The 12,000-nt window shown below is 68.3% G+C and carries 8 protein-coding genes and 2 tRNA genes; 6 read left to right on the forward strand and 4 right to left on the reverse strand.

Annotated features, from left to right (window positions below; translation table 11 throughout):
- A partial coding sequence (locus AC30N0_RS11380) for an SGNH hydrolase domain-containing protein (RefSeq protein WP_489518027.1) occupies positions 1-1,020 on the forward strand: 1,020 nt, incomplete at its 5' end.
- Between the two features lie 83 nt (positions 1,021-1,103).
- On the opposite strand, the gene AC30N0_RS11385 is transcribed toward AC30N0_RS11380, so the two are convergent.
- The 4 genes from AC30N0_RS11385 to hrpA form a co-directional block, all read right to left on the reverse strand.
- Positions 1,104-1,937: a PEP-CTERM sorting domain-containing protein gene (locus AC30N0_RS11385; protein WP_489518028.1), complete on the reverse strand. Its 834-nt coding sequence runs from the start codon at positions 1,935-1,937 to the stop codon at positions 1,104-1,106.
- Positions 1,938-2,162: 225 nt separating this feature from the next.
- A tRNA-Arg gene (locus tag AC30N0_RS11390) sits at positions 2,163-2,239 on the reverse strand.
- Between the two features lie 30 nt (positions 2,240-2,269).
- A tRNA-Pro gene (locus tag AC30N0_RS11395) sits at positions 2,270-2,346 on the reverse strand.
- A 46-nt stretch (positions 2,347-2,392) separates the two neighbouring features.
- Positions 2,393-6,265: an ATP-dependent RNA helicase HrpA gene (hrpA, locus tag AC30N0_RS11400; protein WP_489518029.1), complete on the reverse strand. Its 3,873-nt coding sequence runs from the start codon at positions 6,263-6,265 to the stop codon at positions 2,393-2,395.
- A gap of 149 nt (positions 6,266-6,414) precedes the next feature.
- Here hrpA and AC30N0_RS11405 point away from each other — a divergent pair, with 149 nt between their 5' ends.
- From AC30N0_RS11405 to AC30N0_RS11425, 5 genes are all read left to right on the forward strand, one after another.
- On the forward strand, positions 6,415-7,548 hold the full coding sequence (locus AC30N0_RS11405) for a TRAP transporter substrate-binding protein (RefSeq protein WP_489518030.1): 1,134 nt from the start codon (positions 6,415-6,417) through the stop codon (positions 7,546-7,548).
- 67 nt (positions 7,549-7,615) lie between these two features.
- The gene (locus AC30N0_RS11410; protein WP_489518031.1) at positions 7,616-8,239 is read left to right on the forward strand and encodes a TRAP transporter small permease subunit; all 624 of its coding nucleotides are present in this window, start codon (positions 7,616-7,618) and stop codon (positions 8,237-8,239) included.
- Positions 8,236-10,269 carry a TRAP transporter large permease gene (locus AC30N0_RS11415; protein WP_489518032.1) on the forward strand — a complete coding sequence of 678 codons (2,034 nt, stop codon included), beginning with the start codon at positions 8,236-8,238 and terminating at the stop codon, positions 10,267-10,269. The genes AC30N0_RS11410 and AC30N0_RS11415 overlap by 4 nt, the downstream gene beginning before the upstream one ends.
- Positions 10,242-11,615, forward strand: a complete 1,374-nt coding sequence (gene argA / locus AC30N0_RS11420; protein WP_489518033.1) for an amino-acid N-acetyltransferase — start codon at positions 10,242-10,244, stop codon at positions 11,613-11,615. Before AC30N0_RS11415 ends, argA begins: the two co-directional genes overlap by 28 nt.
- Before the next feature lie 15 nt (positions 11,616-11,630).
- Positions 11,631-11,903 carry an oxidative damage protection protein gene (locus AC30N0_RS11425; protein WP_489518034.1) on the forward strand — a complete coding sequence of 91 codons (273 nt, stop codon included), beginning with the start codon at positions 11,631-11,633 and terminating at the stop codon, positions 11,901-11,903.
- Positions 11,904-12,000: the final 97 nt, after the last annotated feature.

Here is a 12,000-nt window from a genome sequence, read left to right on the forward strand (position 1 = left end):
TGGCTCACGTGGCGCTTCGTCGAGCGGCACGCGCGCGCGCCGCGCCATGCGAAGCGCAAGAGCTGGTCGCTCGTCGCCGGGCTGGGCGCCATCGGCCTCGCAGGTCTCGCCCTGGCGCTAAGCGACGGCTGGCCGGGGCGCACTTCGGTGGCACGCTACGAGGCCAAGGCGCACGACCTGCGCGGACCGCCCCCCACCGGTCGTGGCGTCCCGTGTGCGATGGGCGAGGTGGCTGCGTCGCCCGCTTTGCTTTACTGCCTGCAGTCGCGCGAAGGACCGGCCACAGCCGCGGTCCTGGGCGACAGCCACGCCGACCAGCTGTTCGACGGGCTCGCGCAAGGCGATGCGGGCCGCAACTGGCTGCTGATCGGCCATCCGTCCACCCCGCCCCTGCTGGACGTGCGGACGCGGCTCGGCGGCCAGGACAGCGAGCTGCAGGCGCGGGCGGAACAGGCGATCCGCCGCATCGCCGCAAGCAAGAGCATCCGCACCGTCGTGGTCGCCTTCTTCGGCAACACCTACCTGCTCGACACCTCCGTGGCACCGGCCTTCGATCGCGGCGGCACGCGAGCCAACGCCAGCCTGGACTCGGCGCGCTGGCCCGGCCTCGACAAGGAGGGCTTGATCGAGCAGGGACTCGGCCGCACCGTCGACGTGCTCCGCGCCACCGGCAAGGACGTGATCCTCTTTGCCGGCGTGCCCGAGCTTCCATTCCTGCCCAAGGACTGCATCGGCCGCCCCGGCGCGGGCCTTTTCGCGCGCGACTGCAGCCTCGGGCGACCGGCCGCCGATGCCCGGCGGGCCCGATTCGTGGCACTGCTGCAGCGCGTCGTGGCGTCGCGTCCGGGGGTCGCGATCTTCGACCCGATCGGCCTGCTCTGCGACGCGGCCCGCTGCCGCTTCGACGCCCCCGACGGCCTGTACTACCGTGACTGGCATCACCTGTCGGTTTCCGGCAGCCACCTCGTCGCAGCGGCCCTGCTGGACCGGCTGCGCGAGCACGAGGTGAGATCACCGTGATGAGCGGCCCGGGACGCGGGCGCCGGGGTCGGAAGACATAAAGAAAAGGGGCGCAGCGCGCCCCTTTTCCGTCGGCGAACCGCTCAGACCGACTTGCGACGGCGCCGCGCGTAGGCGCCGATGGCGCCGAGGCCGGCGAGCATCAAGGCATAGGTCTCGGGCTCCGGGATCGCGGACACCGGCGGCGGGTTTTCCGGCGCAGTGAAGCTTCCGGCACCGGAGCCGATGATGACGTTGGCGCTGCCCACGCCAGTGGCGAGTACCGGAATGGCACCGACGTTGCCGAACGCGTTGTGCCACGGACCGGCGCTGAGGTCGGCATTCGTCAGGCCAGGAAATGCGGTCGTGCCGGCCGGCGTCAACGTCAGTCCCGTCGAGGATTGGGCGATCCGGGTAAGCCCAGGTACCAGCGCCGACAGCCAACCGTAATCGCCAGCCTGGCTGAAGAGCCCTCCGCCGAGTCCCACAAACGAATTGAGTGCAGTCGCGTTGTTGGTCAGGATCTGATCTTCGCCGTTCGTGAGGCCCCCGCCGACGTTGCCGCCGGAGTCCAGCATGACGATACCGGCACTGGCGATTGCGCTGTCGAAAGTAGCCTGGCTGAGGATGGGCACCGACAGGAAGGTCCACGTGCCAGCCAGGCTGGACTTATTGAAGGCTGATTGCGCGGCAGCCAATGCCGAGGATTCGCTGCCCAGGGAAACGACCACCCGCTTCGAGGTAGTCAGACCGGTCGACGAGGCAAGGCTTTCCAGGGCTCTCTGCATGAAGAGCCAGCCCTCCTGGTTCGCGGTGGCAGTGGCTTGGCCGTGGTCGTCGGCGTCGGTCCCGGCGAGGATATACGGGCCCGCATTCGCAGCACCGGCCAGGACGGCCGCCGCTGCGAGGACGATGGTGTTCAGCGCGTGATGTTTCATTTGTTTTTCCTTCGCAAGTTGATGTTGCGTGCGAGCCGCCCCACTGGCTAGGCCATTACGCGGGTCGTCAGCAGCGGGTGGGATCGAGGCGGCTGGAACAAAACCGGAGGCCGTCAGGGGCAACGCCCGGTAACAACTGTATGCGTCCGCATCTGGACAACATCCCCGCATTCAAGGGGTCGAGGCTGACAACAACGATCGCGCAGAGGGATCGCCACGGAAGACTGGCCTGCCCGGAGGGACTCGAACCCCCGACCCCCAGCTTAGAAGGCTGGTGCTCTATCCAGTTGAGCTACGGGCAGAGAGAGGACGGTGGCTCGATGCTCGATCCGTGGTCGGGGCGGCGGGATTCGAACTCGCGACCTATTGGTCCCAAACCAATTGCGCTACCAGGCTGCGCTACGCCCCGATCGAGCGCGATTGTATGAGGGCAGTTCGACGGCACCGTCTACGTTTCAGGCGTGCGCCTGCGCCCAGATCTTCTCCAGCCGCTTGACGCTCACGGGTTGCGGCGTCTTCAGCTCCTGGGCGAAGAAACTCACGCGCAGTTCCTCGAGCCACCAGGCGAACTCGTCGAGGCGGGGATCGGTCGCGCCGCGCCGTTCGGCGAGCTTGCGCAGATAGCGCTGCTCGATCGGCCGCAGTTCGGCGAGCCGGGCGGCGTCGCGGGCCGGGTCGAGGCGCAACTTCTCCAGGCGGAGAACGATGGCCCTGAGGTAGCGCGGCAGGTGCGCGAGCTGCGGCCACGGCGTCGTCGCCAGGAACCGCTTCGGGACCAGCCGTTCGAGCTGCTGTGCGATGTCCTCGGCGACCTCGCGCGGCGGCCGTGCGTCCTTCAGCTTGCGCTGCACGGCCGCGTACTCGGCGAGCACGCTGCCGGCGCTGCGTGTCACCTCGCCCGCGATGAGCGTGAGGCGCCCGCGTCCCTCGTCCACGCGGCGCGCGAACGCGGCCGCGTCGGTCGGCAGCGGGTCGACCAGGAAGGCGCGGTCGAGCGCGAGGTCGAGAATTTGCCCGCGCAGCTCCTCGGCACTGCCGAGGGGCAGGTAGGCCACGCCGACCTGCTGCAGGTCGGGCAGGTTCTTCTCGAGATACCTGAGGGCGTCGCGGATCTGCAGGGCGACCAGGCGACGCAAGCCGGCGCGGTGTCGCGCAGCGGCGACCTCGGGCTCGTCGAAGACCTCGATCTCGACGTGCGTGGCCTTGTCGATCAGCGCCGGATAGCCGATCAGCGCCTGGCCGCCCTTCTTCACCTCCATCAGCTCCGGCAGCTCGCCGAAGGTCCACGCCGTGTAGCGAGCCGGTGCAGGCGCGGTGCTTGCGTGCCGGACCTCGGGCGGGGCGGCTCCCCTCGATGGCGCCGATCTCCTCGGGGCGGCCGCATCCGTGGTGCTCGCGGCACCGACCTGCGCCGGCAGGCGCAGTGCGGCGAGCGCCTGAAAGGCGGAGCGAGCCTGGGCGCCGAGCTCCGCTTTGAGCTGGGCCAGGTGGCGCGACTCGCCGAGCTGCCGGCCGTGCTCGTCGACGACGCGCACGTTCATGAGCAGGTGCGGCGGCAGCTGCTCATGCTTGAAGTCGGCGCGCTTCAGGTCCAGGCTGCTCCGCCGGCTCGCGTGTCGCGCCACCGCCTCGACCAGGCTGCCCTCGCCGAACCGCACCTCGCCGATGAACTCGGCGGCGTACTCGGGCAGCGGCACGAGGCGAGAACGCGGCCGCTGCGGCAGCGTCTTCGCCAGGGCGACCACCTTGTCCTTGAGCATCCCGGGGACGAGCCACTCGCAGCGGTCCTCGTTCGCCGGGTTGAGGGCGAAGAGCGGCAGCGTCACCGTCAGCCCGTCGCGCGCATGGCCGGGCTCGTGCAGGTAAGAGGCAGCGCAGTCCACGCCGCCGAGCCGGATCGTCTTCGGGAAAGCCGCCGTGGTGATGCCGGCGGCCTCGTGCCGCATCAGCTCCTCGCGCGTCAGCAGCAGCAGGTCCGGCTGCTTCCTCGCGGCGTCGCGGTACCAGCGCTCGAAGCTCTGCGTGCCGTGCACGTCGGCCGGGATCTGCTGGTCGTAGAAGGCGTGGATGAGCTCGTCGTCGACGAGCACGTCCTGGCGGCGCGCCTTGTGCTCGAGCTCCTCGACCTGGGCGATCAGCTTGCGGTTGGCGGCGGCGAACGGCAGCTTCGTCTCCCAGTCGCCGGCGACGAGCGCCTCGCGGATGAAGATCTCGCGCGCCGCCGCCGGATCGACGGTGCCGAAGTCGACCCGTCGGTTGGCGTAGATGACGATGCCGTACAGCGTCGCCCGCTCGAGGGCGACAACCTGCCCGGCCTTCTTCTCCCAGTGCGGCTCGAGCAGCTGGGTCTTGATCAGGTGGCCGGCGATCGGCGGCAGCCAGCGCGGGTCGATCGCGGCGATGCCGCGCCCGTAGAGCCGCGTCGTCTCGACGAGCTCGGCGGCGACGATCCAGCGGCCGGGCTTCTTCGACAGGTTCGCACCCGGATGGCGCCAGAAGCGGATGCCGCGCGCGCCGAGATACGAATCGTCCTCCTCGCTCTTCAGGCCGATGTTGCCGAGCAGGCCGGCGAGCATCGCGATGTGCAGCTGCTCGTAGGTCGCCGGCGTGGTGTTGACGCGCCAGGCGTGCTCGGTGACGACCGTCAGCAGCTGCGAATGGATGTCGCGCCATTCGCGCACGCGGCGCGCCGAGATGAAGTTGTCGCGCAGCAGCTGCTCGTGCTTGCGGCTGGACAGGCGATGCTCGCCGTGCCCGCCGCGCGAGCCCTCGAGCCAGCTCCAAAGCTTCAGCGTCCCGAGGAACTCCGACTTCTCGTCGTCGAACTTGGCATGGGCCTGGTCGGCCGCCTGCTGCTGCTCGAGCGGCCGGTCGCGGACGTCCTGGACGCTGAGGGCGCTGGCGACGACGAGCACCTCGCGCAGCGACTCGCGGTCGCGGGCGGCGAGGATCATGCGACCGACGCGCGGGTCGAGCGGCAGCTTCGCGAGCTCGTGGCCGGTCGGCGTCAGCGCGTTGAGGTCGTCGGTGGCGCCGAGCTCGGCAAGGAGCTGGTAGCCGTCGGCGATGGCCCGCTTGGGCGGCGCCTCGAGGAAGGGGAAATCCTCGACCTCGCCGAGCCCGAGCGACTTCATGCGAAGGATGACGCCGGCCAGCGACGAGCGCACGATCTCCGGCTCGGTGAAGCTCGGCCGCGCGGCAAAGTCCGCCTCGTCGTAGAGGCGGATGCACACGCCCTCGGCGACCCGGCCGCAGCGCCCGGCCCGCTGGTTCGCCGCCGCCTGGCTGATCGGCTCGATCGGCAGCTGCTCGACCTTGCTGCGGAAGCTGTAGCGCTTGATGCGCGCCGTGCCCGCGTCGACGACGAAACGGATGCCGGGCACCGTGAGCGAGGTCTCGGCGACGTTGGTGGCGAGGACGACGCGGCGCGCGCTGTGCGGCGCGAACACCTCGTCCTGCTGCTGCTGCGACAGGCGCGCGAACAGCGGCAGGATCTCGACGCCGGGCGGATGGTGCTTGCGCAGCCGCTCGGCAGCGTCGCGGATCTCGCGCTCGCCGGGGAGGAAGACGAGCACGTCGCCGGCACCGGCTGCAGCGGGGCCGCGCCAGAGCTCGTCGACGGCCTCGCAGATCGCGTCGCCGAGGTCGTGGTCGCGGCTCTCGATGAAGGGGCGCCAGCGGATCTCGACGGGGAAGAGGCGGCCGGTGACCTGGATCACCGGCGCCGGCCCCTCGGGCGATGCGAAGTGGCGGGCGAAGCGGTCGGCATCGATCGTCGCCGACGTGACGATCACCTTCAGGTCGGGCCGCTTCGGCAGGATCTGGCGCAGGTGGCCGAGCAGGAAGTCGATGTTCAGGCTGCGCTCGTGCGCCTCGTCGACGATCAGCGTGTCGTAGGCGCGCAGCAGCGGGTCGCCCTGGGTCTCGGCGAGCAGGATGCCGTCGGTCATCAGCTTGACGCTCGCGCCCGGCGAGATCCGGTCCTGGAAACGGACCTTGAAGCCCACCACCTCGCCGAGGGGCGACTTCAGCTCCTCGGCAATGCGGCGCGCGACCGTCGACGCGGCGATCCGCCGCGGCTGCGTGTGGCCGATCAGGCCGCCGCCATTGAGCCGGCCGCGGCCGAGCGTCAGCGCGATCTTGGGCAGCTGCGTCGTCTTGCCCGAACCGGTCTCCCCGCAGACGATGACGACCTGATGCGCGCAGATCGCCGCAGCGATGTCCGCGCGGCGGGCCGAGACCGGCAGCGCCTCGGGGAACTCGATCGGAAGCAGGGGGTTGGCACCCGGGCGCGGCGGAAGCGGGGGGCTTGGGGCACGGGCCGGCATGTGCGGCGGATTATTCCCCCCGGTGTCGGCAGGGTCGGCCGACGGGGCTTCCCCTACTTGTACGCCGGGCGTCAGCCCCGCACAGTCGCACTCTTCCTGCACCGACGAGTGCGGGCCGAACTCGACCACAGTCCATGCCAGGAGCATCCATGACCGACAAAGCCACCCCGACCCGAACCGCGCCGCGCCGCCGCTTCCTGAGGAACGCGGCGACCGCCGTCGCCGCCACGGGGGCGCTGGCCGCACCGGGCCTCGTCAGGGCCCAGACGACGACCTTCCGGTTCCAGAGCACCTGGCCCGCCAAGGACATCTTCCACGAGTACGCCAACGACTTCGCCAAGAAGATCAACGACATGACGGGCGGCGAGCTCAAGCTCGACGTGCTGCCGGCCGGTTCCGTGGTTCCCGCGTTCGGTCTGTTCGAGGCGATCTCCAAAGGCACGCTGGACGGCGGCCACGGGATCCTCGGCTATCACTACGGCAAGCAGAACGCGCTGGCCCTGTGGAACTCCGGCCCGATGTTCGGCATGGATGCCAACATGCTGCTCGCCTGGCACAAGTACGGCGGCGGCGCCGAGCTGCTGGCCAAGCTCTATGCCTCCATCGGCGGCAATGTCCAGTCGTTCCTCTGCGGCCCCATGACGACGCAGCCGCTCGGCTGGTTCAAGAAGCCGATCACGAAGCCGGAGGACTTCAAGGGCCTGAAGTTCCGCACCAACGGCCTGGCCATCGACATGTTCACGGCCATGGGCGCGGCCGTGAACGCCCTGCCCGCAGGGGAGATCGTGCCGGCGCTCGACCGCGGCCTGCTCGACGGCGCCGAGTTCAACAACGCCACGTCCGACCGCATCCTCGGCTTCCCGGATGTGTCCAAGGTCTGCATGCTGCAGAGCTATCACCAGAGCGCGGAGACCTTCGAGATCAGCTTCAACAAGACCAAGTACGACGCGCTGCCCGCGAAGCTGAAGGCGATCATCGCCAATGCGGTCGAAGCGGCTTCGTCCGATCTGTCCTGGAAGGCCATCGATCGCTACTCGAAGGACTACATCGAGCTGCAGACCAAGGACAAGGTCAAGTTCTACAAGACGCCCGACTCGGTCCTGCAGGTCCAGCTCAAGGTCTGGAACGACATCCTGGCCAAGAAATCGGCCGAGAACCCGATGTTCAAGGAGATCGCCGAGTCGCAGAAGGCTTTCGCCGAGCGTGTCGTCAAGTGGGACCAGGACACCAACATCAGCCGGCGGATGTCGGTCAATCATTTCTTCGGCGGCAAGAAGACCTAGGCTTCCTCGGTCCCAGCGTCGGCCATCCGGGCAGAATCCGGGTGGCCGATTTTTTTTCCAGGACCCCATGCAGACACTCCTCCTGACCATCGACAAGATCAGCACTTTCGTCGGTCAGGCGTTCTCCTGGCTGATCGTCGCGCTCACGTTCCTGATCTCCTGGGAGGTGTTCTCCCGGTACGTGCTCGACCATCCGCACCCGTGGGCGTTCGACGTCATGATCATGATGTACGGCACCCTCTTCATGATGGCGGGCGCCTACACGCTGGCCAAGTCGGGCCATGTGCGCGGCGACGTGCTGTACGGTTTCTTCGAGCCGCGCACGCAGGCGACGATCGACCTCGTCCTCTACATCGTCTTCTTCATCCCGGGCGTGTTCGCGATGACCTACGCCGGCTACTACTACGCTGCGGAGTCGTGGGCCGTGGCGGAGCACTCCAACGTCACCGCCGACGGCCCGCCGATCTATCCGTTCAAGACCATCCTGCCGGTCGCGGGGGCCTTCCTGCTCGCGCAGGGCATCGTCGAGATCGTCCGCTGCGTGATCTGCATCCGGCTCGGCCAATGGCCGTCGCGCGAGGCGGACGTCGAGGAGGTCGACGTCGGCAAGCTCAAGGAAATGGTGCACGTGAAGGACGAAGACATCGCCAAGCTCGACCAGTACGTCGTGCCGCACGGGACCACGAAATGAAGATTCGCAGGGAACTCTGGTTCGGCTTCGTGCTGATGGGGATCATCACCCTGGCGGTGCTGATCTTCACCCCGTGGGCCGGCTTCCTCGACGGCCACCTGACCCAGAGCGATCTCGGGGCCCTGGGGCTGCTGATGCTTGCCCTGGTCGTCGTCGCCATCATGCTCGGCTTTCCCACCGCGTTCACCCTCATGGGCATGGGCGTGTTCTTCGGCTGGCTCGCCTACCGCAGCGTGAACCCGGCGCTCGCCACGCAGCAGATCCTCGACCTGATGGTGCAACGCACGTATTCGGTCATGTCCAACGATGTGCTGATCGCGATTCCGCTGTTCGTGTTCATGGGCTACCTCGTGGAGCGAGCGAACCTGATCGAGAAGCTCTTCAAGAGCCTGCACCTGGCGCTCGCGCGTGTTCCCGGCGCGCTCGCCGTGGCCACCATCGTCACGTGCGCGATCTTCGCGACTGCCACCGGCATCGTCGGCGCCGTGGTGACGCTGATGGGCCTGCTCGCCCTGCCGGCGATGCTGCGCGCCGGCTACAGCGTGCAGCTCTCGGCCGGCGCGATCACCGCCGGCGGCTGCCTCGGCATCCTGATCCCGCCATCGGTGCTGCTGATCGTCTATGGCGCGACGGCAGGTGTCTCGGTCGTCAAGCTCTATGCCGGCGCGTTCTTCCCCGGCCTGATGCTGGCCGCGCTGTACGTTCTCTACGTCGTGATCGTCGCCAAGTGGAAGCCGCATCTGGCACCGCCCCTGAGCGAAGGCGAGCGGCAGGTGGCGCTTCCGCCGCTCTCGCAGCTGCTGAGCTCGCGTCGCCGCAACGCCCTGGCCGGCCTGTTCGCGGGCATGAAGGACCCGTCGCTGCCGCGAGCCACGGTTCTCGGACAGCTGTTCGTGTCGCTGCTCCCGGCGCTCTCCATCGCCGCCCTGCTGGTGCTGATGTACGGCAGCGCCACCGCACCCGTGGCAACGGTCGACACCTCCGGGCTCGTGCAGTCGGGCGGCGGCTTCGACGAATCGCCCGCGCCGAGCTCGGGGCTGCAGGAGCCGCCGCAGGAGGGCTTGCAGGAGCCGCCCCAGGAGCGCTCTGGCCTCCAGGAGCCGCCGGTGGAAAGTACGAGCCTGGCGGAGCCGCCCAAGCAGGCCGCCGCGGGTTCGTCGCCGGCCGCCGGTCCCGCGGCCGCACCGGCGCCGGCCGAACCGGCGCAGGCGGCGGCACCGCGCAAGCCGGCACCGACCTGGTTCTGGGTGACGCTGGTCATCGGCCTGGCCGCCCTGGTGCTCATCAGCTGGCTGATGAACTGGCAGCGGCTCGAGATCTTCAAGATGCTGCTGACCTCGTTCTTCCCGCTGGCGGTGATGATCCTCGCCGTGCTGGGGTCGATCGTGTTCGGCCTGGCGACGCCGACCGAAGCCGCGGCCGTGGGTGCCTTCGGCGGCCTCCTGCTGGCTGCGGCCTACCGCTATCTCGCGGCCCGGCAGGAAAGCCGCGCGAGCCCCGTCGCGGCCACGCTGCGCGACCTCGGCGGCATCGTCAAGGAATCGTCGTTCCTGACCGCGAAGACGAGCGCCATGGTGTGCTGGCTCTTCGTCGGCTCCTCGATCTTCTCGGCCTCGTTCGCGCTGCTCGGCGGCCAGCAGCTGATCGAGAACTGGGTCCTGTCGCTCGGCCTGACGACGCTGCAGTTCATGCTGCTGGCGCAGTTCATCATCTTCACCCTCGGCTGGCCCCTGGAGTGGACCGAGATCATCGTGATCTTCATGCCCATCTTCATCCCGCTGCTCGCGAAGTTCGGCGTCGATCCGCTCTTCTTCGGCCTGCTCGTGGCGCTCAACCTGCAGACGGCCTTCCTGTCGCCACCGGTGGCCATGGCGGCCTTCTACCTGAAAGGCGTGTCGCCACCGCACGTGACGCTGAACCAGATCTTCGCCGGCATGCTGCCATTCATGGGCATCCAGATCCTGGCCATCTTCCTGCTCTACATGTTTCCGCAGATCGGCCTGTGGCTGCCGGAGCTCCTCTACAAGTAGGCGCCGTGAACCTCGTCTTCCCGCACACCTTCGTGCCGTGGTTCCGCACGGTGGCGCCGCACATCCATGCCTACCACGGCAAGACCTTCGTGGTCGCCATCGCCGGCGAGCTGATCGCAGCTGGCAAGCTGGCCTCGTTCGCGCAGGACCTGGCCATCCTGCAGGCGATGGGCATCAAGATCGTGCTGGTGCACGGCTTCCGTCCGCAGGTCAACGAGCAGCTCCGCTCCAAGGGGCACGAGTCGCGGCACAGCCATGGCATGCGGATCACCGATGCAGTGGCGCTCGACAGCGCGCAGGAAGCTGCAGGACAGCTGCGCTTCGAGATCGAGGCCGCTTTCTCGCAGGGGCTGCCCAACACGCCGATGGCCAACGCCATCGTTCGCGTCGTCTCGGGCAACTTCCTGACGGCGCAGCCGGTCGGCGTCGTCGACGGCATCGACTTCGTGCACAGCGGCATCGTCCGCAAGGTCGACGCGGTGGCGATCCGGCGCGCCATCGACATCGGGGCGATGGTCCTGCTGTCGCCCTTCGGCTTCTCGCCCACGGGGGAAGCCTTCAACCTGACGATGGAAGACGTCGCCACGAGCACGGCGATTGCCCTGCAGGCCGACAAGCTGCTGTTCGTGACCGAGGTTCCCGGGATTCGCGAGGACCCCGCGGACGAGGAGACGCCGATCGACACCGAGCTGGCCCTCGCCGACGCCGAGCGGCTGCTCGCGTCGCTGCCGCGGCCGCAGGTGCCGACCGACACGGCCTTCTACCTGCAGCACTGCGTGCGCGCCTGCCGGGCCGGCGTCGAGCGTTCGCACATCCTGCCCTTCGCCGTCGATGGGTCGCTCCTGATGGAGGTGTTCACGCACGACGGCATCGGCACGATGGTGGTCGACGAGAAGCTCGAGAGCCTGCGCCAGGCGACACCCGATGACATCGGCGGGGTTCTGCAGCTGATCGAGCCTTTCGAGCGCGACGGCACCCTCGTCAAGCGCGACCGTACCGAGATCGAGCGCGACATCGCCAATTACACGGTGATCGAGCACGACGGCGTGATATTCGGGTGCGCCGCCCTCTACCCATACCCGGAGGCGAAAACCGGCGAAATGGCTGCGCTGACGGTATCCCCCGCCGTGCAGAGCCAGGGCGACGGGGAGCGGATACTGAAGCGCGTCGAGCAGCGTGCCCGCGCGATGAACCTCGAGAGCATATTCGTGCTGACGACCCGCACCATGCACTGGTTCATCAAGCGCGGCTTCGTCCAGGTGGAGCCGGACTGGCTGCCGGAAGCGCGCAAGCGCAAATACAACTGGGATCGACGATCCCAGGTATTCGTGAAGAAGCTGAACTAGTTTGCGGAGATTCCCATGGCCAGGACGGTGCAGTGCGTGTATTTGAAGCGGGAGGCCGAGGGCCTCGACTACGCCCCCTACCCGGGCGAGCTGGGCAAGCGGCTCTACGCATCGGTGAGCAAGGAGGCTTGGGCGGCATGGATGAAGCACCAGACCATGCTGGTGAACGAAAACCGGCTCAATCTCGCCGACCAGCGCGCCCGCCAGTATCTGGCGCGGCAGATGGAGAATTTCTTTTTCGGCGCCGGGGCCGAGCAGCCTGCCGGATACGTACCGCCCTCTCCCTGATTGCCCTAGAATCCCTGCCGGTTCATTCTTGAACTCGGGAAGGGATTCGACGTGGCAACGCTCCAGGAATTGATGGCCCAGAAAGAGGCGCTCGAAC

This window comes from Rhizobacter sp., assembly GCF_031412495.1.
Classification (GTDB): domain Bacteria; phylum Pseudomonadota; class Gammaproteobacteria; order Burkholderiales; family Burkholderiaceae_C; genus Schlegelella_A.

Excerpts from the sequence above, each read along its gene's own strand:
- AC30N0_RS11385 (WP_489518028.1), bottom strand. The coding sequence starts at position 1,937 with ATGAAACATCACGCGCTGAACACCATCGTCCTCGCAGCGGCGGCCGTC.
- hrpA (WP_489518029.1), bottom strand. The coding sequence starts at position 6,265 with ATGCCGGCCCGTGCCCCAAGCCCCCCGCTTCCGCCGCGCCCGGGTGCC.
- AC30N0_RS11425 (WP_489518034.1), top strand. The coding sequence starts at position 11,631 with ATGGCCAGGACGGTGCAGTGCGTGTATTTGAAGCGGGAGGCCGAGGGC.
- AC30N0_RS11405 (WP_489518030.1), top strand. The coding sequence starts at position 6,415 with ATGACCGACAAAGCCACCCCGACCCGAACCGCGCCGCGCCGCCGCTTC.
- AC30N0_RS11410 (WP_489518031.1), top strand. The coding sequence starts at position 7,616 with ATGCAGACACTCCTCCTGACCATCGACAAGATCAGCACTTTCGTCGGT.
- AC30N0_RS11415 (WP_489518032.1), top strand. The coding sequence starts at position 8,236 with ATGAAGATTCGCAGGGAACTCTGGTTCGGCTTCGTGCTGATGGGGATC.